General features: G+C 59.4%; 16 protein-coding genes. 4 read left to right on the forward strand and 12 right to left on the reverse strand.

The features are described from left to right. Window positions 1–297: 297 nt before the first annotated feature. From UP09_RS21700 to UP09_RS21725, 7 genes are all read right to left on the reverse strand, one after another. The gene (locus UP09_RS21700) at window positions 298–9144 is read right to left on the reverse strand and encodes an Ig-like domain-containing protein (protein ID WP_156164716.1); all 8847 of its coding nucleotides are present in this window, start codon (window positions 9142–9144) and stop codon (window positions 298–300) included. Then, window positions 9141–9863 carry a hypothetical protein gene (locus UP09_RS37725; protein WP_197082714.1) on the reverse strand — a complete coding sequence of 241 codons (723 nt, stop codon included), beginning with the start codon at window positions 9861–9863 and terminating at the stop codon, window positions 9141–9143. The genes UP09_RS21700 and UP09_RS37725 overlap by 4 nt, the downstream gene beginning before the upstream one ends. A gap of 100 nt (window positions 9864–9963) precedes the next feature. Continuing rightward, the gene (locus tag UP09_RS36400; protein ID WP_052833170.1) at window positions 9964–10515 is read right to left on the reverse strand and encodes a toxin-activating lysine-acyltransferase; all 552 of its coding nucleotides are present in this window, start codon (window positions 10513–10515) and stop codon (window positions 9964–9966) included. Between the two features lie 170 nt (window positions 10516–10685). After that, window positions 10686–12137 carry an HlyD family type I secretion periplasmic adaptor subunit gene (locus tag UP09_RS21710; RefSeq protein ID WP_044540322.1) on the reverse strand — a complete coding sequence of 484 codons (1452 nt, stop codon included), beginning with the start codon at window positions 12135–12137 and terminating at the stop codon, window positions 10686–10688. Further along, window positions 12124–14250 (reverse strand): type I secretion system permease/ATPase, encoded by a 2127-nt coding sequence (locus UP09_RS21715; protein WP_044540323.1) that lies wholly within the window; start codon window positions 14248–14250, stop codon window positions 12124–12126. The genes UP09_RS21710 and UP09_RS21715 overlap by 14 nt, the downstream gene beginning before the upstream one ends. Window positions 14251–14697: 447 nt before the next feature. Next, window positions 14698–15672: an IS3 family transposase gene (locus UP09_RS21720; RefSeq protein WP_197082715.1), complete on the reverse strand. Its 975-nt coding sequence runs from the start codon at window positions 15670–15672 to the stop codon at window positions 14698–14700. Continuing rightward, the gene (locus UP09_RS21725) at window positions 15663–16097 is read right to left on the reverse strand and encodes a helix-turn-helix domain-containing protein (protein ID WP_245302109.1); all 435 of its coding nucleotides are present in this window, start codon (window positions 16095–16097) and stop codon (window positions 15663–15665) included. The genes UP09_RS21720 and UP09_RS21725 overlap by 10 nt, the downstream gene beginning before the upstream one ends. An 840-nt stretch (window positions 16098–16937) precedes the next feature. Here UP09_RS21725 and UP09_RS21730 point away from each other — a divergent pair. Further along, a complete protein-coding gene (locus tag UP09_RS21730) occupies window positions 16938–17123 on the forward strand; it encodes a hypothetical protein (RefSeq protein ID WP_044540324.1) in 186 nt (61 codons plus the stop codon). A gap of 200 nt (window positions 17124–17323) precedes the next feature. Here UP09_RS21730 and UP09_RS21735 read toward each other — a convergent pair whose 3' ends face one another. Then, entirely contained in the window at window positions 17324–17593 is a 270-nt protein-coding gene (locus tag UP09_RS21735) for a hypothetical protein (protein WP_245302111.1), read from the reverse strand. A 285-nt stretch (window positions 17594–17878) separates the two neighbouring features. Between UP09_RS21735 and UP09_RS21740 the strand changes: the two genes are divergently transcribed. Continuing rightward, window positions 17879–18139, forward strand: a complete 261-nt coding sequence (locus tag UP09_RS21740; protein WP_044540326.1) for a hypothetical protein — start codon at window positions 17879–17881, stop codon at window positions 18137–18139. 25 nt (window positions 18140–18164) lie between these two features. Here the strand turns inward: UP09_RS21740 and UP09_RS21745 are convergent, their stop codons facing one another. After that, entirely contained in the window at window positions 18165–18518 is a 354-nt protein-coding gene (locus UP09_RS21745) for a phasin (protein WP_044540327.1), read from the reverse strand. A gap of 234 nt (window positions 18519–18752) precedes the next feature. On the opposite strand from UP09_RS21745, the gene UP09_RS21750 reads away from it, so the two are divergent. Further along, window positions 18753–18938 carry a hypothetical protein gene (locus UP09_RS21750; RefSeq protein ID WP_044540328.1) on the forward strand — a complete coding sequence of 62 codons (186 nt, stop codon included), beginning with the start codon at window positions 18753–18755 and terminating at the stop codon, window positions 18936–18938. 20 nt (window positions 18939–18958) lie between these two features. Here UP09_RS21750 and UP09_RS21755 read toward each other — a convergent pair whose 3' ends face one another. The 3 genes from UP09_RS21755 to UP09_RS21765 form a co-directional block, all read right to left on the reverse strand. Continuing rightward, window positions 18959–19114: a hypothetical protein gene (locus UP09_RS21755; RefSeq protein WP_349643919.1), complete on the reverse strand. Its 156-nt coding sequence runs from the start codon at window positions 19112–19114 to the stop codon at window positions 18959–18961. A 195-nt stretch (window positions 19115–19309) separates the two neighbouring features. Then, window positions 19310–20443, reverse strand: coding sequence for an alpha-hydroxy acid oxidase (locus UP09_RS21760; RefSeq protein ID WP_044540330.1), 1134 nt, complete (start codon window positions 20441–20443; stop codon window positions 19310–19312). A gap of 163 nt (window positions 20444–20606) precedes the next feature. Next, on the reverse strand, window positions 20607–21626 hold the full coding sequence (locus UP09_RS21765; protein WP_044540331.1) for a GlxA family transcriptional regulator: 1020 nt from the start codon (window positions 21624–21626) through the stop codon (window positions 20607–20609). Window positions 21627–21668: 42 nt separating this feature from the next. Here UP09_RS21765 and UP09_RS21770 point away from each other — a divergent pair, with 42 nt between their 5' ends. Continuing rightward, on the forward strand, window positions 21669–22403 hold the full coding sequence (locus UP09_RS21770; RefSeq protein WP_245302113.1) for a hypothetical protein: 735 nt from the start codon (window positions 21669–21671) through the stop codon (window positions 22401–22403). Window positions 22404–22452 lie beyond the last annotated feature (49 nt).

Genomic DNA, 22452 nt, shown 5'->3' on the forward strand with positions numbered 1-22452 from the left:
ATAGCATCAAGCTTGCGGCTGTCCCCAGCCATTTGACGTTTCCTTGGTTCATCCCTTCGGGCGATCGGCATCTGGCCCGACCTACCAGGCAGTCTATCGACGGTTCACCGAGGATCAAGGCACCCTCGCATATGCTTTCCGCACAATATCGTACCTCAGGAGCTGAGGTCCGCCAGCTGCACGACGAACTTAGCCAAGCGTCAGTGAGTGGAAAATGAGCTTTGAAAATGCAAAAATGCCCGGCGGCCATCGGGCCACCGGGCGCTTTTGCGTCCTGATCATCCAGAACTTCCGGATCTAGGCATGCCAAGCAGCGGCGACTGTATTTTGCAGAGTTGTATCATTCGGAACGCTGCCAACGCCCGGTGTCGTCGGGTCGAACCCAGGGTTATTGGCTGAATAGGTCGCCATTGCCTGCACGAGTTGAGAAACCTGGCTGTCAATTTTCAGGCCGCCCGCAGAAATCTCCTGCAACTGGTTGTTGCCGCTTGCGAACCAGCCGCTCACATCTACCTGTGTATTTGTTCCCAACAGATCAATCTTCAAATCATTCCCGGATTGCTCGAACCAGAGATTCTGATCCGCTATCCCTCCCGTGAAATCGAGTTCGTTTGTCGATCCAGCAACCTGATTTGCGTAAATCGTAGTTTGGCCGGTGTTGGGAGAAGCAACAAACGTGTTATCGCCTGCTCCACCGACCGCCGAGGCAACCCCGCCGTTGCTCACGAAAACATCGCTTCCACTTGTGCCAACGAAGGTACTGTTCGAATTGAGGCTTTGCTCAACCGCGACAGGAGCTCCCGGTGCGAGGTTGGTCGCGGTGATCCCGTTCGACAAATCGACGGTGCCGCCGACTTCATCGAAATTCAGCAACCCCCACGGCGCGGAGGCATTCAATGTAACCCCACTCGCGTTGAACGATCCGAGATCCGCAAATCGATAGAACGCCAGCAGGTCTTGCGCATAAGTTCCCGAAACATTCAGATTGGTCAGAGAAATATTCCCGCTCGGTTGATACGGTCCGACGTCGACGGTGTTTGCACTGGTCTGAACACCGCGCATCTGGATTGCCTTTTGCGCACCCGCACCGGGATTTTCGATAGTCACACCGTTGACGGTGAAATTCCCGTTGTAGCCGTAGAGCAGAATGTCGCCCCGACCATTGGCTCCGCTGGTCTGGGTCGCATTCCCTGAAAATACGGAATTCAGGATCGAAATCGATCCGACCGTATCGGTGTTGGTCGGCGTCGAACCGTTTCCGCTTTCGATATAGGCAAAGCCGTTCAATTCAGCGTTGGCGACGGACGCATTGTCCAGCGTCACGGAGCCGGCAGAATTCGTCGAGTTTGCCGACACCAATACGCCGTATTGCTTGCCAGACGCATCGACGGCGATACCGTCGATCGTCAGCGCGCCATCGAGCGTACCTGATTCCGTAATGCTCCCATGCAGGGTCGTGCCACCGAAACCCTCGAGGCTTACAGCCTTCCCGGTAATCGCGACATCCTCGGTATAACTTCCCGGAGCAATCAGAATCGTATCACCGTTCGAAGCGGCATTCACCGCGGCCTGGATCGTGGTGTATTGACTGCCGCCCCCTACGAGCAAGAATCGATGACCGGTCCCATCGACGACAGCCTCTACGCGCGAAAGGGTCTCGGTTGGGCCCGTCGTGCTGACCTGCCAGTCCGCACCTGTAGCGCTATAGGCAAAATTCGAAGCCTGCAGCGTTCCGGTCATATCGACGACGTCAACACCCGAACCGCCGTATTGCACGATGCCCGCACCTGAGCCGACGTTTCCGGCCAGATCGCTTGCCGTCACGGTGAACGTGTGCAGCGTGTCCGCCAGCGAAGCCGTGGTGAAGCTCCACAATCCGGAGGCGTCTGTTGTTGCTGTGCCGAGGAGCGCCGTTCCGTCAAACACCTGCACGACGCTGCTGGCCTCCGACGTTCCGTTCAGATCAAGGGTCGTGCTTTGACCCTGGGCTATTCCGGAGATCACCGGCTGGGGAGCCGTGGTATCAACATCAATAGTGGCCGCCGGCGCGCTCGTCGTCGTGCCTCCGCCGGTGTCCGTTGCGACCGCGGAGAGCTGATACGTACCTTCCGCGAGATCGGTCGAGAACGTCCAGCCCGTCCCGGAGACGGTCGCATCGCCGATATTTTGGGTGCCGTTGAAAATCGCGACCGTTGATCCGCTCGCCACCGTTCCCGTTAAGGCGACGTGACCGTCGCTGGTCACATCGTCGGTTTGCGAGGGGCCCGTGTCGTTCGCCAGCACCTCCGTCGTGATGACCGTCTGCGGCGTGTTCTCCAGCGTGTCCACGACCGCCGCACTGCTGCCTGTGTTGCCATAGCTGTCGGTCACAGCAGCTACGATCGAGTTCGCGCCCTGGTTCGGCAGCGTCACGGTCGCGGTGAAGCCGCCATCTGCCTGGACTGTCGCGGTGCCAAGTGCCGTGCCGTTATCCGTCAAGGTGACCGTCTGCCCAACCACCAGCGCGGCACCGCCCGAAACAGCCGTGCCCGTGATGGTCTGTGCTGCGATATTGCTACTCTCCGGCAGGCTGGTGATGGTGACCGTCGGGTCAATATCGTCCAGCGTATCGACCTTCGGTATCACTTCGCTGGTGCCGGTGACGCCATTGCTGTCGGTCACGCTCGCAACGATTGCATTGTCCCCCTCGTTCGGCAGTGTAATCGTCGTCGTAAAGGTCCCATCCGATTGGACCGTCGTGGTTCCCAACATCGCGCCGTTGTCTGTCAAGGTAACAGTCTGACCGACCACGATACCGGAGCCCCAGGAAGCAACGACACCCGCGATCGTCTGCGCCGCGACATTGCTACCTTCAGCCGCGCTTGTGATCGTCACGACCGGCTGAGCGATCAAGTACTGTATCCCCCTCAATGAGCTTTCGTTTAATGTCGGTCGGTTGGCCAGAATGTTCGCGATTGTATCCCCAACGGTTATTGAACCGCGATATTGGGCCGCCTCCAACTCCGACAGACTATTTACAACGTTCGCGGCGGTGTCGACGATCGCGATCGAGTTGACTTGCTGATCCGCCGTCAATGCCGAAAGATTCGACGCAATATTGGCAGCGGTGTCGGACACATCGACAGATACGCCGGAATTCTCGGCCACATTAACCGCATTGGTGTCGTTCAGCGCTTGCGCGGCGGTTAGTGTCAGGTCATTGTAGTCAGTTACCTGGATCGAGGAGAGGCCTGTAAGGCCGTTCAAGGCGTCGAAGTTCGCCGAAATATCTGCCGCCGTGTCCAAAACGTCGATTGCCGTGACCTGGCTGTCGCCACTCAACGCTGCGCTATTAGCGATGACATTCGCCGCCGTATCCGCGACTGTCACCGCCGTCACCTGTGGGTCGGTTGCCAGAGCGCCCTGATTGCTCAGGATATCGACCGCGGTGTCAACGATGCTGATCGACCCGATCCGGGAGTCGGCCTGTAGCGCCGTGGCGTTGGTCAACACATTCGCCACCGTATCCGATATGGCAACCCCAAATTCAGCGTTGGTTATCTTGCCCAAGGCGCTCGTATCATTGAGCGCCTGCGCCACCGTCAGCGCCAGTGTCGGCGTTCCGGTGTCGCTCAGCGTGATAGACACGACAGCGCCATCGACGTTAAGTGCATCCATACCGGATGAAACATCCGCCGCCGTATCATCGACTGCGATTTGATAGTTTGAGCTGCCAATCAATCCGAGCGCCGTCCGGTCAACGAGGGCCTGGTAAGCTGTCAGGTTCAGCGTCGCAACGCCGCCATCTGTTAGCGCGATCGAGCCGATTGATGACATCTCGTTCAATTGATCGATATTCGCAGCAATGTTCGCCGCGGTATCGACAACATCGATCGTGAAGCTCCCGGAAGTGTTCACCGTGTCGAGCGCCGCGGCGACCGACAGTGTGAGCGCCGCCGTGCTGGCGATCTTCATGTTGATCCCCGTGCCGCTCGTTACCTGGCTCAAGGCGGCAATATTGGCGGCGATGTTTGTCGCAGTATCCACAACCACTATCGAACGCAGCTTAGAATCAGAACGCAGCGTCGCCTCATTCGCCAAGATATTCGCGACGTTATCGACGACGTTGACAGAGCGAACCTGCGTGTCGGCTGCAAGACTGCTCTCATCGGCCGCTACGTTAGCGGCCGCATCCGAAACGGTGACCGAGATCACCTTGCCATCTGCGGCTAGCGCAGCGGCGTTATCCAGGACATTAGCCGCTGTGTCGGTTACTTCCACAAAAGCCACGTCAGTGTCGTCGGACAGCGCGGCTTCGTCGGCAAGAACATCGGCCACGTCATCCGTCACGATGATCGAGTATGCGCCCGCGATCTTGCCAAGTTCGGCCGTGTCATCGAGCGCTTGGCTCGCGGACAGGACCAGGCTCGAACCGGCAGAATCGGTCAGCGCAATCGATCTAAGCGAGGCGATTGCACCAAGAGCGTCGAAATTCGCCGAAACGTTAGCTTCCGTATCCGTGACGGCGATGCTCGTTATGTTGCCGTCGGCGGTCAATGCCGACGCATCCTCGACGACGTCCGCCGCATCACCCAAAATTTCGACTGCGTAGTCCTGATTTGTGATCTTGGAGAGCACCTGAGAATCGACAAGAGCCTGCCCGGCAGTGAGATCGAATGTCGGTGTTCCGCTGTCGGTCAAGCTGATCGAGCCAATCGCTCCATCGGCGTTCAGGACGTCCATATTGGCTGCGACGTTGGCGGCCGTGTCTGATATCGCGATCTTGAAATTGGTATTGACGATGTTGCTGATCACGTGCCCGTCATTGAGCGCTTGCGCGACGGACAGCGTCAGCGTCGGAACGCCGCTATCCGTCAGGGCGACCGCGCTGAGTTCGCCATCGGCGTTCAGGGCGTCAATATCGGCAGAGACATTGGCCGCGGTGTCGGACACGAAGACTGAACTGACTTTTGTATCGGCCGCAATAGCCGCCGCTTGAGCGAGGACCGTCGCGGCAGAATCGACCACGATGGCGGAAGCAACGTGCGAATTAGCCGCGAAGGCGGCATTGTTGGACAAAATGTTGGCCGCGGTGTCGAAGATATCGATTTGGTAGCCAGCATTCGTTATTTCGCCGAGCGCGGTCGTATCGCCAAGCAGCTGGGCTGCTGAGAGCATGAGAGACGGCGTTCCGCTATCCGTCAATGTAATCGAGTTGATCTTGTTGTCGGCGTTCAGAGCGTCAATCGTGAAGGAAACGTCGGCTGCCGTATCCGACAGGGAAATCGAATAGGCCGGGTTGGCGATCTTGGCCAGAGCCGCCGTGTCGCCGAGCGTCTGCGCTGCATCCAAACTCAGCGCCGGCGTTCCGCTGTCGGTCAGGTCGATCGAGGCAAGCTTGGAATCGCTAGCCAGCGCATCGATATTTGCTGCAACGTTCGCAGCCGTATCTGATACGTCGATCGCGGCATTCGAATTGCTGATATCCGCAAGGACCGCCGCGTCATTGACAAACTGCGCCGCGGTCACAGTCAGCGTTGGTGTTCCCGCGTCCGTCAGCGCAATCGAGCCAAGGCGCGCATCCCCCACCAGCGCATCAAGCTGCGCTGCCACATCGGCGGCCGTATCGGAAATATCGACTGCATAGCTGGAATTTTCGATCTCACCGAGCGTGGTGGAATCGCCCAACGCCTGGCTGACGGTCAGCGTCAGCGTGGGCGTCCCGCTGTCGGTCAGATTGATCGCGTTGATGCTGATGTCGGCGTTCAGCGCGTCCAGTTCCGCGGACACATCGGCGGCGGTGTCGGATACGAGAATCGCGTCGCCCTGCAAGGAGCCGGTATCCGCCAAGACATTCACCGCGGAGTCGACCACAATGATGGACTTGATTTGCGGATTCCCGGCGAGCGCCGCGGCATTCGCCATGATGTCGGCGCCGGTATCCTCGACCACGATCGATGTAACCTGGCTATTTGCCGCCAAGGCCGCCGCGTTTGCGATCACGTTAGCCGCAGTATCGACGATCGTTATTCCTGCGACCTGCGCGTCGGTGCCCAGAGCCGACGCCTCGCCGAGAACGTTCGCCGCCGTATCCTCGATTTGGATCGTGTAAGCGGCATTCGAAATCTCCGCCAATGTCGAGGTATCGTTGAGCGCCTGGCTCACGGAAAGATCGAGCGTGGGCGTGCCGCTGTCAATCAGCGTGATCGACGATATGCTCGCATCGGCCTTGAGCAGATCGATGGCAGCCGATACGTCCGCGGCGGTATCGGAGATGGCGATCGTGTAGTTGGCATTGGTGATCTTTCCCAAAGCCGCTGTGTCGAGGAGTGCTTGGCCGGCCGACAGCGTCAAGCTCGACGTGCCGCCGTCGCTCAATGTGATTGCACCGACCTCGTTGTTCGCGTTCAACGCGTCGAGATTCGCCGATACGTCCGCAGCGGTGTCGTCGACATCGATGGCATAGGTCGCGTTCGTAATTTCACTCAAGGCTGCGGTATCGTACGCCACCTGCGAAGCGCTGAGTTGCAAGGCCGGCGTCCCGCTGTCAGTCAGCGTGATCGCGGTAACATTTGGATCATTGCTCAGTTCGTCGATGACGGTCGAGATATTAGCCGCCGTATCCGCGACCTGAAAGCCGTTATCTTGGAAATCCAAATGCGATTGGTCCGATACGAACTGGCTGACCGACACAGTCGAGCCGCTTCCGCTGTTACCGCCTCCGCCGTCATTATTCTCGGTCGCCTTGACGAAGTCGTCATTCATGGCCGCCGTGACGGAGGCATGATTCGAGGCCGCCACGAGGTAGTCGTTGATGTTGAGAGCCGGCGCAGTTGGACCGGTCAGTACGCTTGGATCGATTATAGGTCCACCAACATAGGTGTTGGAGAACTCGTCACCGCTCGGAAATACCTGGTCTACGGCCGTGGTCGTAACTTCGTCCGGCGTGGCGCCGGCGGCCAGACTGACGCCAAACTCGCCGTCCGCGAAATTTATGAGATTCAAGCTGCCTGACCCACCAGGCGCGTCTAGTCCCAAAATTGGGGCAGCATTATTACCGTTGGAATAATTATAACTTAAGCCATTGGCGGCAAGCCCGTTGAGCAGACTAGTTGTTGTAACGATCGTAAACCCGTCATTTCCGAGATCTTGCGTGGCGGCGGCACTTTCGAGGCTGGAACTAATTCCTGGAGATGAAACCACAGATCCATTGTATTCCAGCTTGTCGGAGGAGCTCGCATTCAGAAGGACGATCGTCGGCCCGCTGTTATCGCTCCCATAAGTGCTTCCCACGTAGGATTGCAGCGCCGACATATCGAGCGAGGTGATATTGCTCGCCGTCACACCGTTCATGGTGAGCAATAGTACGTTTGCGTTGCTGCCGGCGGTCGTATTGATGTCGAACGTATCGTTTCCCGACCCGCCCCAGACCACCGTGAAGGCCGCCTGATCAGCCCCGTTGAAAGTAAACGTGTCGCCGCCTTGGCTATTGCCGATAACGAGATCGGTTCCCGTGTTCGATGTGTAATTGTATGTGTCATTAACGCCGTCACCGCCGGCGAGAACCTGATTGTTGCCGGTTCCAAAAGTGATGGTCTCAGAATCGAGGCTCGTGACGATGATGTCGTTGCCGTTGCCAGTCGTGACATTCGTCCCACCTACGATCAGATCATTGCCGTTGGCGCTACCGGTAATCGTGCCTTGTGCGTCGCCGCCAATCAGCAGCGCGCCTCCAGGGTTGCCATCATTGGCCTGAAGCGCTCCTGCTCCCGAAAGGGAGGCATTGGTCCCGGACGCCGCTTGGATTGTGGTTATTTCATTCAACTGTGTCGTCAGACCAGCATTGCCGTTCGAGGCCCACAGGGGAAGCGGATCATAGGCTCCGACGTTACCCTCGGCGTTGACAAGAACGGCATTGACTAAATCGCCGAGACCAACAATCTTCGTCGTCCCCGCGCTTGAACTGCCCTGGTTCGACTGTGCAAATGTCTGGGTCCATCCCGACTTAAGATCGATGGAGAGGACATTATTGTTGTCGGAAAAAATTCCAACCGCCGCGGACGACTCGGTATTGGCAGACTTTGCAAGGTCACCGGCATGCTGGACCAAGATTTCGGCCAACGCTTTGGTTACAGCGTTGCCACTCATGACGCCGGAAAACCCGGAACGACTGACTATTTCCCCAAGTTTATCCGCGTCTGCGAAAAGCGCCCGTATGCCGGTATCGCCGAACGGCATGCTACCGCTGTCGAGTGCAGAATACGCGATAGCGGAAAGCATCTGAGAACTTGACTCTCCGGCACCAGTAACACCCTGTTTGAAGCCAACCGCTGTTCCCAAGCTGCTGCTGAAATATGCATCGTAGAGCGCGGATCCAATGCTGTTCCAACTGGTGAGCTGCTTCCCCTGCGCATAAAGCAGAAGCGTCAAAAGCGACTGACTGTGCAAATTGATGGCGTTAGGCTGGAAACCGGCATAAGAGTTAACGCGATTGACCGTAGGGACCTGAAAAGCGCGAAGCAGTAGACCATCCAACAATTCGCCGTTCGTCGCGTAAGCGCTCAGTTTCGAAAAATCTGGCGCATATGGTTGGTTCCCAGCACCGTACAGAAAGGGCGCCCACGTACCGAAATAGGTTTTATGCACCGCATCGCCATATGCGTTGTTCACGCCATCAGTGAATGTCATGTTATCGAACAGAACGCCCGCGAGGCCGTAGATTGCGCCGACGAATCCCGCGAGCCCGCCCCCCAAGGAATGACCTGTGACTGTGATATCAGCGGATTGCCAGTCGCTCGCATCGGCGCCTCCCGGCGCAAGGGAGGGATCCTCCTGAATCGCAATTCGTTGGAAGAAAATAATGGCATCGTAGGCCTGTGAGGAAAGGGCAAAACCTCCGCCAACGCCATACCCGAATATGACGTCGTTCGCGAAGCTCGATAATGTGGTGAGATTGGTCCCACGATAGGAAATGACAATCTGATCATTCCAATCATAAGCGGAAGCGTAGAACGCGACAGACTGCGCATTGGCTGGCAACAGGCCGCTAGTGTCGACCACCACGGCATCACCGAGCCCGGTGCCGGGTACTATAAGCTGGGCATCGTACCCCCGATTGTAGGCGTCTAACGCGAGGAGCGCATACATCACGAGTTTGTCGGTCATGGAAATCTCCTTCGGAAGTCGTCGAAACTAAGCAGTTCCACTGTGGAGGCTTCAGACAACGGTCTGATGCCCTGCGGTGACGGGATCAGGCGGGGCGAAGACTTGGCACGGACCAGCCACGGCAGCCGAGCTTCGATCCCCGTTGTTGGCGGATCATCGGTGATTTCAACAAATGCACGCTGGAGCGTTACGCCAGGTCCGAAACTCCCAGCCAAGTCAGATGCACTCACCTGCACCACGCTGCTCGGATCGGACAGATCCCGAAATCGCACGAGCACGGGCAGATCCGCGAATGGCAACTCAGCGCGGGGTTTGCGTCGATTCAACTCCTCAAGATAAGCCGTGTAATCATCCTTCGCCCATATTCCTTCGCCGACCTCTCCGTGAAATTTCGTCTGCGGAAATGGCACTCGGGCTGCATTGTACATACCCGATCCACCGCTCCGTAGAGCTCGTTCATCCGCGAGTGTAGCGAACAGAACGCCACGCGCTCCCAGATCGACAACAACGGCCTCACCTTGCTCACCCGTCGTGCTCAGCGAAGAAAATCCTATTGCGCGGTTCAAGCGTCCGGGGGCGAGGATTGTCAATTGACTCACGCTCGAACCGGATCGTTCACCTTCCGGGGTTTCAACCACAAGCGTCAGCCGTGACCTAAGTGTGGTCGTCTCGCCACGAAATCCCCACCAGCCAAACGCAATCATCGCGACCACGCCCACGAGTATCGCCAAACATCCTTGGGCGCCCCTGTTCAACGAACTTCTCCCGCATCCCGCCCGGCAATATTCTCGAGCGCTTCTACGCACGGCATCATCGGCGTCATTCCGCGCTTCCAATATTGGCTTGCTCTGCCAGCAATGTCTGGAGCGTCGTGACGTCCATAACGGGGTCCGCGCCGCGCATTGTTATCTTCAGGAGCCGTTCCTTGAACGGACCCGCAGCGAGCCATTGCAGCGCGGTCCGCACGCCTTCCGCATTACCGATCGCATCGATCAACCAAGCGGTTTCGCCACACTTCCATTCGTCCGGCCGTAGACGTGTGCGCGGACCGGTGCCTTGCTCAGTCAAGCGCCGATCGACCTCTTCCGACACGAACGCCCACGTCACCACGGCGATCGGCGCGCGAAAGCCGCGCTCCTTGTCCGCGGCCTCCGCGATATAGAACTGCCCGGCGAATACCGGCGGCAGCACCATCCATTCAATGTCGGCCAAAGAATAGTGCTTGTGCACGGACGAACGCGACAAGACCACGACCATGTCTCCGATACTCGCCGCGAAAAGCTTGGACGCCGCCGCGCCGAGATAGGTCTTGTCGAGCGACTTGAGAAACTGCTCGCCCAGCTCCTTTGGATTCGGGTCCACGCCGGTCATATCAAGAGAGCCCGTTGCTTCAGTTTGCACGGTGCACGACTCACCAATTCAGTAAAGCAGCCCAACGCTCGTCCCCCATTTCTACAAAATTCATCCAAAGTGGCCTGGCACCCATCAAACGTTCCCAACCAGTCGAATTCGATTCTCCCATTGCGGAGGTGGTAACATCTTCACCTCTCCCTCAAGCTTTCCTGCTTGTACCGCAGCAGTGGTGACATCAAATATTCGATCAGCCTTCGTGTGCCGGTCTTTATCTCGACGGCGACGGCCATGCCCGGTGCCAGATTGACCATCTTGTCCTCGATCTGCATTCGGGTCCCTTCGAGTGAGATCCGTGCTGAATAGAGAAGCTCCTGCCCGTCGGGTTCGTTGGAGTCGGAGAACGCTCCGCCGGATTTTTGCTCGCCGGGCTTGGCATTCGGCTTGTCGCGGACGATGGCGTCCTGCGACACGCTCACCACCTTTCCCTGCAGCAGGCCGTAACGGGTGAAGTTGAAGGTATCGATCTTGACTTCGGCCGGCTGACCGGCGCTGACAAATCCGATATCGCGATTGGAAATCATCGCTTCGACCTCAAGACGGCTGTCAACCGGCACAATGGTCATCAACTGCTGCGCTGGCGTGACAACGCCGCCGACGGTGTGAATCGCCAGCTGCTGCACGGTGCCGTCGATGGGCGAGCGCAAAATCTGCTCGGCGGTCTTCTGATCGGCCTTGATGAGATCCTGACTGAGTTCCTCGACCTTCTTTTCTGCGTCAGATAGGTCGTTGAGGACCTGATGCTCATAGGCGGCCTTTGTCTGTTCGATCTGTTGCTCCAGCGCCTGACGTGCCGCGGTGATTTCCGCAAATTTCCTTTGCTGCACGACCCGCTCGCTCTGTTGATCGACAAGTCGGGTCTGCGCGTCGAGATAAGCGATGCGGTTGCCATACTGGATTTCCATCGCCTTGCGCCTCACGGCGGCTTGCTCCTCGACCATCGGCATCGACGCATCGATCTTTGCGATGGCAGCAGTCACTGAATCGGACTCCGCTCGTTTCTGTTCGATCTGCCGGCTAATGGCGGCGAGTTTTGCCAGTTGCTCCCCGGCCTGGGCTCGCATCGACGACCTCGTCCGCGCCACATCCGCATCCGAAGCGCCGGCCGACGTCACCAGATCGTGCGGAATGACCGGGGACTCAAAGTTGTCGCGTAGTGTTGCGAGGCGAGCGACATCGAGCTGACTGGCAATCAGATCCTGGACGATATGCTTGCGTTCTGCCTGGGTGACAGTCCGGTCGAGTTCGATCAGAACCTCGCCGGCGGTCACCCGATCGCCGTCCTGGACATGGATTGCAGCGATAATTCCGGTCTCAAGCGGTTGAATCGTCTTGGTGCGCCCTGTCGGCACGATCTTGCCTTGAGCGGTCGCGATGATGTCGACACGGCCGAAAATGGACCACACCACCGCAACCGCGAAAAACAGAATGATCGTCGCGCCGGTCATCCGGCCGACCGGAGACGCCGGCGTCTCAAGGATCTCCAGCGCGGCCGGCAGAAACTGACGCGCGGTATCAGCACGTTGGCGCCGAAATGCGACAATTTCCGCGGTCGCTTGCCCCCTGGATTCAGCCGACGACATGGAGCCCTGCCTGAATCTGGTGCAGCGTCGCGTAGCGCCCGGCCTTCGTCATCAACTCCTCGTGCGTGCCGTCCTCCACAAGGCGGCCGCCTTCGATAGTGATGATGCGATCGGCGTGTCGCACCGCCGAGAGCCGGTGCGCGATAATAAAGACTGTGCGTCCGGCAGAGATGCGGCGCATGTTGCGCTGAATGATGCTCTCGCTCTCATAGTCGAGCGCGCTGGTTGCCTCGTCGAAGATCAATATCCTGGGGTTCATGACGAGCGCACGCGCAATCGCGATGCGTTGGCGCTGGCCGCCCGACAAGCTCGCTCCCCTCTCACCAACCATGGTATTGTACCCGTCAGGCAGCCCGAGGATGAATTCATGGGCTCCGGCGAGTTCAGCGGCGGCGATCACCCGCTCCATCGGCATACCAAGTTCGGCCAGGGCAATGTTCTCCCGGATCGATCGGTTGAACAGCACGTTCTCCTGCAGGACCGAACCAACTTGTCGGCGCAGCCACGCGACATCCGCCACCGTCAGATCGATGCCGTCGATCAGGACTCGACCGGCCTCGGGGACATAAAGGCGTTGGAGCAGCTTTGTGAGGGTCGATTTCCCGGAGCCCGATGGGCCGACGATACCGATGACTTGGCCCGCCGATACCTTGAGTGAAACGTCGTGCAGCGCGAGAGAACCATCGATCCGGTAGCGAAAGTCGATGTGCTCAAAGGTTACGTCGCCGCGGATCGACGGCAGCGCCGCACGAGACGCATCGAACGCCGGCTCCGGCGTCGCGTTCAAGATATCGCCCAAACGCGCGATCGACACCCGCGCCTGATGAAAATCCTGCCAAAGCTGTGCCAGCCGCAAGACCGGTTGGGCGACACGCCCAGCCAGCATATTGAAGGCGATGAGCTCGCCGACCGTTAGTTGACCTTCGATGACCAGATGGGCGCCGAAATAGAGAGTGAGCGCCGTGACAATCTTGCTGATGAACTGGACGAACTGGCTGGTCCAGTTGCCGAGCGACAGCACATCGAAGCTAGAACCGACATATCCAGCAAGTTGCTCCTCCCAGCGCCGCTGCATTTGCGGCTCGATCGCCATCGCTTTCAAGGTCTGGATCGCGCTGACGCTCTCGACCAAGAAGGCTTGGTTTTCAGCGCCGCGGTCGAACTTCCGTTCGAGCCGCCGCCGGAATACAGGGGTTACGCCGACCGACAGTGCGACATAGAACGGAAACGACCCCACGACGATCCAGGCCAGCAACGGAGAATAGTAAAACATCACCGCGAGGAAGACGACGGTGAACGCCAGGTCGACCACGAGCGTCAGCGCCGAGCTGGTCAGAAAATTGCGAATGTTTTCAAGCTCCCGCACCCGAGCAACCGAATCGCCCGCCCGACGCGCCTCGAAATAGGCAATCGGCAGGGCAATCAGATGCTTGAACAGCCGGGCGCCAAGCTCGACATCGATGCGATTGGTGGTGTGCGCGAATACGTAAGTACGCAGCGCACCGAGAACCGTCTCGAAAATGGAAACGGTAATGAGCCCGATGACAAGGACATCAAGGGTCGTAAACCCACGATGGGTCAGGACCTTGTCGGTGACGACCTGAAAGAACAGGGGCGTGACGAGCGCAAACAGCTGGAGAAAGAAGGACGCAACAAGGACCTCTCCAAGCAGTCGGCGATACTTGTACATCGCCTGAAGGAACCAGGTGATGTCGAAACGCCGCGCCAGATCGACGAGAGAGGCCCGGCGGGCCATCAGAACGACGCAACCGTTCCAATTTGCTTCAAAGTCTGTACGACTGATCGCCTGCGGGCGCTTCGCAACCGGATCCTGAACGAGAACGTCCTTCTCAGTCACTTTGCCAACAATGACAAAGCTTTCGTCGGCGCGCTGCACGATCGCCGGCAGCGGCAGACGCATCAAGCCCGTCCACGTCTCCTTGACCGCACGAGCCCTTAGCTTCAAGTCCTTGGCACAACGCAGCATCTCGGCCACACCGATTGCTCGGCCAGCGAACTGATGCGCAATCTGTGCGGGATCAACTGGAACTTGATGGAAACGGAGAAGAAGCGCCAGACACTGCAGCCCCGTATCTGGAACTATGGCTTCCATATTCCCATTCCACCTCAAGTCGCGAGACTGACTATTACACGTTCACTTCTGGTTGGCAAAACAGAAAGTAGATGAGAGCGAACAGACACGGATTGAAACGGGGAACTCTCACATCGCTTCGCGACGTCCGAACGTATGCCGTGCGCTTTGTCTACCGAACCGACTACACACGCTACTCGGCAGCTGTGCGAGACGGCTAAGTCGCAATGGATTCCTCATCGGAACAAGATCGACGACATTGCCGATTGCCCAAGCCGCTGGAGCTTGAACCACTTGCGACAACATTTCCAAATATTTCTAACGTGGGTGCGGGGATTCCATGTCTGGCCGTCCGCTTCAGGCCAACTTCGGTCGCTCGCCGAACAGTTGTTATGGAAGAAGGCGGCCAATGGCCGATGCTTCGCAGCTACTCAACGATGTCAGAGTTGCTACCAAGAACGGGCATGATCACTCCTGCTGCGTCCAATGTTCGTAGCGGGGCATCATCTGAATCTTTTCCAGCGCCGGCACGCGGATCTTGAGATTCGCGAGAAGCTGATCCGTGCCAGGAAAGGACACGGTCGCCATCGCCGGCCACGTACAACGCGGAGTTCGCGGCCAACAAATTGCGGTGACAGTCCTGGACTGCACCCCGTACGTGAGACACGCTAATTTCTGTGACAGGGGTGCTTTGCATTTTGGTTTAGGAGTTTGGGCTAGCGCAAGGTTGGTTTCGAATTCACGCGGCGGGCGATAACCGAGGGCGGAGTGAAGGCGCTCGGTATTGTAGATGGTGTCGATGAAGACGCCAATGGAACGCCTTGCGTGCTCGATATTCTTGAAGCGGCGACCGTCGACTTCTTCGGTTTTGAGGGTCTTCATGAAGCTCTCGGCTTTGGCATTGTCGTAAGGGTTGCCGGGTCTGCTCATGCTGACGGTGATATCGTGGCCGGCGAGGCGCTGGCGATAATCGATTGAGGCATATTGCACGCCGCGATCGGAATGATGAATGAGGCTGGCAGGTCTTAGCTTGGGATCGGCAAGCGCGCGATCCAGCACCTCCACCGCAAGCGAGGCATCGAGATGGGATGCCAGGGCCCAGCCCACCACCTTGCGGGAGAAGCCGTCGAGAATGACGGCAAGATAGGCGAAGGCCTCGCGCAAGCGAACGTAAGTGATATCCGCCACCCAGATCTGGTCCGGCCCCGAAGGCACTAGGCCGCGCAACAGATTAGGCACGATGAGAGAGCCGTGCCGGCTGTCCGAGGTGGGCGGTGCGAAAGGCTTGCGGCGCATGGCGATGAGGTTGTCCTCGCGCATAAGCCGCTGAACCCGCTTGGCATTTATAACCATGCCCGAACGTCTGAGCTCGGCTGTGATGCGCCGGTAGCCACAAAATTTGTGGCGCAAGCTGAGCCGCTGAATATGGCTGGTCAGCTCCACGTCGGCTTCGCGCGGGGCACCGCCTCGAGGCGGCGGCAATAACTCGCCCGGGAAACGCCTGCGAGCTTGCAGAGATGTTGAACGTCGACTTCGCCGGCATCCGATGCAGTCATGACTTCGATGACTTCCGTGAGGCGGGCGCGGTTGAGCCTTGCCGATCCGCTGCGTCCAAGGCGCGTAAGGCTTTTTGAAAAACTCGATATCGAGCGCCGCTGTCCGATCTTGCGTTCAAGTTCGCCAATCTTCGCCCGCGCCTGGGCCAGTTTGCCGCGGCTGCCCGTCGCCGCCGGTTCGGCTAATGGGCGTAACTTGCGAGGCCGGGGTTTGGGGCCGCGCTTGCGATTCAATCCCTCAGGCCCGTGGGCCTTCCACGCCTTGATCCAGTCATGCAGAAGCTTGCGCGATATCCCAAGCTTGCGGGCCACAGGCAGAACGCCTTCGCCACGTTCGGATCGGACACGGCCGAGCGGAATACGATTGTCGGAAAATCCGTCTGCCCACGATCGTGACGCGGCCGCGGAATGAGCTGAATGATCTCTGCGCTCACGCAACGACCTCCCAAAGGGCAATGGCTAGCAGCCCCGCGAGCGCGAGCGATATCAGATAGGCGGTCATTCAAGGCCTCGTTGATCGGCCGGCAACGCGCGGCGCGGACCGTGGAATTTAATGTGCGGCAGATCGCGCAACTGCTGCGATCTTTGGGGCGCGAACCTTATCCCTGATGACAGGGGCCGCGTGCGGCGCCGGCTTTCGCCGCGCCGCGGGCCGGCGCTTTCGCGCGCACCGGCCAAACTATACCAGATTCAAGGGGTTCGGACGGCGGCGCGCTTCCGACGCACAGGCGAAGGCGTAGGGAGGTGTGGCGTCGTGACGTGCGGCCGCCGTCCGATTGGTAAAATCGGCAACAAAAAAGCCCGCCGCGGATTTCTCCGTGCAGGCTTCAACAATTTCGCGATGATAGGATTATGCTGGTGAGTTGCCCGACGTGTCAAACTTTCTTATAAACTAAATGAAATCGGTAAAATGCGATGCGCCGGCTTCGACGGAGAGAAACTGCCTTCATCGAAAGTCTGCGCAGAACGCGGAATCGCAACCCTTGTTTCGGCCGGCCGCCCGTATGCTTGTTGCGATGATGTCAGTGTGCAGCTGAGTTGCCCGACGCGTCAAGCGGGCGGCCAGTGCGGCGCCTGGATCGGCATCAGGACAGTTTTGGCTGGCGTTGGTCGGACTGGCCTGCGCGGTATACGCATCGCAGGGAGGCGTCGATGTATTTCGTTGCTGCCGTGCTCGCGGTCTTGTCGGGCCTGTTCTATGCTGCGGGCCATCATCAGGTCGGTTCGCTCGGCGCCACCATGTGCACGTATGGCGGCTTGTTCTGCGACAGTCCGTTCCTGGTGTTGGTCGCCGCCGGGCTAGCCGCGGCCTGGGGCATGTTTGTCAGCATGCGCTGACTGACCATCTCTCGCTCGACAATCGCGATGATGGCTTTATGCCGCTGAGTTGCTCGACGGGTCGAATTCTGTTTTGCGGCTTTCCCGGCTTCCGGGACAAAAGCTCCATGACCGCAACTTAGCGCGCTCGCGTGTGGCTCCCGCGCGGGCCGGCCTGAACACGCATTTGACCAACAGGATGCCGTGACGATGCACGGCTCCTACTGCGGTGGGCTCGGGTTCGCCGGACCAACCGGCTTTGGGCCAGGCGGGACAGGCTCAAGGGGCGACGTGGGTGCAGTCTGCTTCACCGTTGCACCGACAGCGCGCGCGGCCTCGCCGGTCGTCGAGTAGTTGGCGGTCTCGGCCGCCCGCACCTTTGGCTTGTTCCACGGACCATGGTCGACGATCAACATGCCCGAGACACCGAGGATCGCGACTACCGCGGCCACCACAAGTGGCGTGCCACCCTGCCGTTTTCTGTCCTTCATCGTGCTAGCATTCATCATGGCGGAGGCCTGCGCTGTAATTGTGTTCGCTGAATCAAGCCCCGACTTGCTCAGAAGTTTCCGGTTCCCCCCCACTGAAAGCGAGGTATGTCCACGGAACTAATCCTCAGCTACGGCATTTCCAGAGTGTGGCCGTCACCCCGCCGTCCAAAACGGCGCCTGTTGCGGATAGCGAAGGTCGTCGGACCCGCTGTTCAACCGTAAGCGCAGCACGGATAGCCAAGGTGACGGCCACCTTCGTCTTTCGGTGAACCGGCGGGACATCATATGACTTTGGAAATACCCGAATCCCCGCTGCAACCCAGCCTCGGCGAGCGCGCCATAGATGCGGCGACCGATGTGTCGCGTACGATCACCGAAGTGTCGGACGGACTTCGAACCGCCGTCGATCGGCTCAGCGGCGTAATTGCCGCCTCTCGCCGGCCGGGCGGAGCCCTTGCCACGGTAAGCGCGGTCACGCGCGAAGCACCGCTCGCCAGCCTGTTCGTTGCATTCCTGCTCGGCTTTGCTGCTGCACGCCGACGTTAAACGCAAAGGCGCCGAAAGCTCTGCCCTAGAATTTTCCCTTGGTCGCGTCCTTGGTGGCCGTCATCACGCTTCCGGTGATCTGACGCATATGTTCGCCGGCATTGGTGAACTGGCTGCGCAGGAATTCCGACTGGATCCGCATCGCCTCCTGCAGATCGGTCGCATGCACCAGCTTTCGCGCATGCTCGAACGCCGCCTTCATGTTCTGTTCGGTAAAGGACAGCGCCTGTTTGGACATCTCGGTTCCGGTGCCGGGCATCGCCGTCATCGACTTGCTGGCGGCATCGAAGAACATGCCGAAGGCCCTCTCGGCCTGGTCGATGGTCTTTTCCGCGAGGTCGCGGAGTTCGGCAGGAACTTCAAGCTTTGGCTCGATCATGTTTGCCCCCCTGATATTTGCTTTCGGCAACGTTAGCATAGATTGCGCTCGCGTCAGCGCCGGATCGCCAACAACCGTGGCCACCGCTCGCCCCCGCCCGTCGAGGAAAATTTACCCAAATGGGAGCCTGCAGACCCCGCTACCGCCCGGATTCCAATCATGTCAGCACTGTGGCATAGTGATTCGGGCTTCAGTTGGTGGCGTTTGCGTCTCTGTTGGGGACATGGGGATACGATGCTGCACACTTTCCGTCCGACGCCGACCTGCACCCGGTTCAAGACCAGCATAGAAATGCCGTGCATGAAGTGCGGTGCACAGATGCGGCTCGCGGTGATCGAGCCGCGCGACCAGGTTTATGACGTGCTGACCTATCAGTGCGCGCCCTGCAATTCCGGCGAGAGCTTCCTGAAGGCTCGCTAGATCGCCGTATGCGGCCCCAGCTAGCCGCTCAGCACCGCGGCACCCGCGGGCGTCAGCACCGGCTCATCGTCACTTAATTCGATCAGACCAAGCGCGGCGAGAACCTGCAAATCCTCGTCGCTGGGCGGTGACAATTTGAGCCGGCCGGCCTGGATGTCCCGCAGCGTCCAGCGCAATCCAATAGCTCTCTCGAGGGAAAATTCAGCGAATGGGTTATCTGCCATCCGTTTCGACTATTGCGGCATTTCGCTCAGACTTTGTCGTTGCCGCGGCGTCTTCATGAACATCACAGAATGATCCGGCGAGCGCGAGCGAGGCTCGCGATGGCCGCGATCCCCCTGCCGAGCGATTTACACGGGCCGCGTAGCTACTCAGTAGCGGTACGGCTCGATGTCCAGAAGCGGAAAAGCGCTGAACACGCTCGGCAGATTGGTCGGCATCGCCGGGTGCAGATAGGACTTGTCCAGCTCGGCAAAGCTGGTGACGCCGAGCAGCCCGAGGCAACGGATCACCTCGTCCTCCAGCAATTCAAGCATGCGCACAATGCCAGCCTCGCCCGCGGCGGCAAGCGCCCAGCAGTGCAGCCGGCCGATGCCGACCAGATCAGCTCCCGAAATGATCGCCTTGACGATGTCGGTGCCACGGTAGAACGAGCCGTCGACCATGATCTTGGCGCGGCCGGCGACGGCCTGAACGATCTCGGGCAATACGTGCATCGAACCACGGCCGTGGTCGAGCTGCCGCCCGCCATGGTTCGACACATAAATCCAGTCGACCCCATGATCGACGGCGATCTTCGCATCTTCCGCGGTGGCGATCCCCTTGATGACGAGTGGAATCTTGAACTTGTCCTTGATCAACTTCACGGTCCGCCATTCCAGACCCTTCTGGAAATCACCGCCGGTGGCGCGGATGCGGCTTTCGCGGACGTAGCGCTTGGCAATGTCGCGCTCGCGCCGGCTGTAATGGGCGGTGTCGACGGTGAGGCAGAACGCAGCATAGCCGTTGGCGATGGTACGGCTGACCACATCCTCGACGAAGGCGTCGTCGCCGCGCACATAGAGCTGATAGATACGCAGCGCGTCAGGCGCGGCCTTCGCGGTATCTTCCAGCCCCGGTTCCGAGACCGAACTCAGCATATGCGCCGCACCGAACCGGCCCGCGCCACGCGCGACAGCGCCACCGGCGCCGGGATCGAAGATCTCGAGCGCACCGACCGGGGCGATCATCACGGGAATCCGCAGTTTACGCCCGAACACTTCGACCGAAGGATCGACACGAGCCACGTTGCGCAGCACCCGCGGCCGGAAAGCAATTTCGTCCAGCGCGATTCTGTTGCGGCGCATCGTGGTCTCGGTCTCGGAGGCGCCGACGATATAGTCCCAGGCATTCTGGTTCAGCCTGGCGCGGGCCTTCCGCACGAATTCGTGCAGATTCTGGTACTCCTCGCCGCTGGCGCCGAGTTCGACATTGCGCGCCGGTTGAATGGGGGTCCCGTCATTCATGGTGTTTCTCTCCCGATTTGGCCGGCACATTAGCCGCAGACAAACCGGAAAAGCTACCGCCTCGAACCGATGAATCCGCCTTCGATGGTCTGCTATTCGCTGGCGGGATAGATCGGCATCCGTGCCAGGATTTCGCAACCCGTGCCGTGCGGCGGACCCCGCTCTACCTGCCCGAAAACCGGTTTCGGTATTCTGTCGGGGAGACACCGAGGTGCCGCAGGAAAGCTCGACGCATCCGCTCATCATCCCCGAAGCCTGCGCGCTTCGCCACCTCGACCACGCCGCCGATCTGGCGGCTCTCGAGCAGCAACCGCGCCGTTTCCACGCGTAGCGCCTCGACGCCGCTCGCGGGCGTCATTCCGGTGCGACTGACATAGGTGCGGGCGAACGTGCGCGGCGTCATCCCGGCCTTTTCCGCGAGCGTCTCTACCTTGAGGTCGCTCGCAATGTTCTCGATGATCCACGCATGCAGCGCACTGAAGCGCCCCTCGACATCAGATGCCTGCGCCGCAAGGACCGTCGAAAACTGGCTCTGGCCGCCCGGCCGCTTCAGGAACACGACAAGCCTGCGCGCGACATCGAGCGCGGTGGTGTGGCCGAAATCCTCCTCGATCATGGCAAGCGCCAGGTCGATGCCCGCGCTGACACCGGCTGACGACCAGACCCGCCCGTCCTTGACGAAGATCGCGTTGGGCTCGACGCGGATCTTGGGGAAGCTGTCTTGCAGTCGCGGACAATAGCGCCAGTGGGTCGCGGCACGCTTGCCGTCGAGAATGCCGGTCCAGGCAAGCGCAAACGCTCCGAGGCATACTGACGCGACACGGCGCGCCTTCGGCAACGCCTGCGTCATCCATTTCATCAGCTTGTCGTCGTGGCGGATCTTCCAGATGCCCGGCCCGCCGGGGATTACCAGCGTGTCGACCTCAACGGGCGCAACACTATCAATCGAGGCGGTGTCGATCATCATGCCGACATCGGTCGGCACCAGCCCACCCGCGGTCGAGAGATACGACAGCGAATAGCCTGGCCCGGACAGCTCGATCGCCTCCAGTTCCGCGAACACCTGCGCAGGACCTGAGATGTCGAGCAAGGTCACGCCCGGAAAGGCGACGATGGCGATCCGTCGCGTGGGGATCTTGTCCAGAGGCTCGAGTCGGGCCGGTTTGGCAGGTTTCGAGGGCATATTGTCCTTTAAGCCATTCGAGGCTCCCCTGTATAGCTCGCGGTGGAATACTGGAGTTCTGCCATGTCGCGACATCTGGGCAGCCGATATCGGGCGATCAACTCGCCTTGGACAGATTACGCGATCTATAGCTTCCCCGACGCTTCCCAGATTCAGGCCGCCGACCGTCAGCCCCTGATGGACGCCATGAACGGCATCATTGCCGTTAACTGGCAAGCCACCGAACCGCACTGGACGGCCGCCTCTTCGCCGTTCGACGGGAAATACAGCCTCGTCCTGGTATATGACAGCTCGGGTCTCGTGGCCTTTTCGGTCTACCGCGTGCTGCAAATGTCGGCCGGACTTGCGATTTATCGCAGCGGCACCGAGGTGCTGCCGGCCCATCAGGGCCGCGGCCTTTACGGCTTCTTCACCTCCGAAGTCCTGAAATGCTCGGGCGCTGCCGAAAGAGCCGAAGGCGGCGTGCTCTACGGTTGGCGGACTCGCAATCCGATCGTTTGGGCCGCCAACGCCAAGATATGTGAAAAGGTGACGCCGTCGCTGCTCGACGACACACAGGACCCTGGATTGCAGGCGGCCTGTGTCGAAATGTGCGCGTCGCTCTATCCGGACAAACCGCTCGAGGTACCCGACATGATCATGCGCGGCGCCTACGGCCACATTAAGCACCATCGGCAGGCCTATCACGGCGCCGCTTCGCTTGTCGATGCGGCGATGTCGCGCAAGATCCCGAATTCAGCAGATGCCCTTTTCTCGGTTGGCTACGCGAGGGTGTGATGTCGACGTTTGGACAACAAGCGGTATATGCCCCCACGTCACGTCTGAC

The sequence above is a fragment of the Bradyrhizobium sp. LTSP885 genome (assembly GCF_000938305.1).
In the GTDB taxonomy this organism is placed as follows: domain Bacteria; phylum Pseudomonadota; class Alphaproteobacteria; order Rhizobiales; family Xanthobacteraceae; genus Bradyrhizobium.

Coding starts and splice junctions, on each gene's coding strand:
- UP09_RS21700 (WP_156164716.1), bottom strand. CDS start 9,144: ATGACCGACAAACTCGTGATGTATGCGCTCCTCGCGTTAGACGCCTAC.
- UP09_RS36400 (WP_052833170.1), bottom strand. CDS start 10,515: ATGACCGGCGTGGACCCGAATCCAAAGGAGCTGGGCGAGCAGTTTCTC.
- UP09_RS21710 (WP_044540322.1), bottom strand. CDS start 12,137: ATGTCGTCGGCTGAATCCAGGGGGCAAGCGACCGCGGAAATTGTCGCA.
- UP09_RS21715 (WP_044540323.1), bottom strand. CDS start 14,250: ATGGAAGCCATAGTTCCAGATACGGGGCTGCAGTGTCTGGCGCTTCTT.
- UP09_RS21730 (WP_044540324.1), top strand. CDS start 16,938: ATGTATTTCGTTGCTGCCGTGCTCGCGGTCTTGTCGGGCCTGTTCTAT.
- UP09_RS21735 (WP_245302111.1), bottom strand. CDS start 17,593: ATGAAGGACAGAAAACGGCAGGGTGGCACGCCACTTGTGGTGGCCGCG.
- UP09_RS21740 (WP_044540326.1), top strand. CDS start 17,879: ATGACTTTGGAAATACCCGAATCCCCGCTGCAACCCAGCCTCGGCGAG.
- UP09_RS21745 (WP_044540327.1), bottom strand. CDS start 18,518: ATGATCGAGCCAAAGCTTGAAGTTCCTGCCGAACTCCGCGACCTCGCG.
- UP09_RS21750 (WP_044540328.1), top strand. CDS start 18,753: ATGCTGCACACTTTCCGTCCGACGCCGACCTGCACCCGGTTCAAGACC.
- UP09_RS21760 (WP_044540330.1), bottom strand. CDS start 20,443: ATGAATGACGGGACCCCCATTCAACCGGCGCGCAATGTCGAACTCGGC.
- UP09_RS21765 (WP_044540331.1), bottom strand. CDS start 21,626: ATGCCCTCGAAACCTGCCAAACCGGCCCGACTCGAGCCTCTGGACAAG.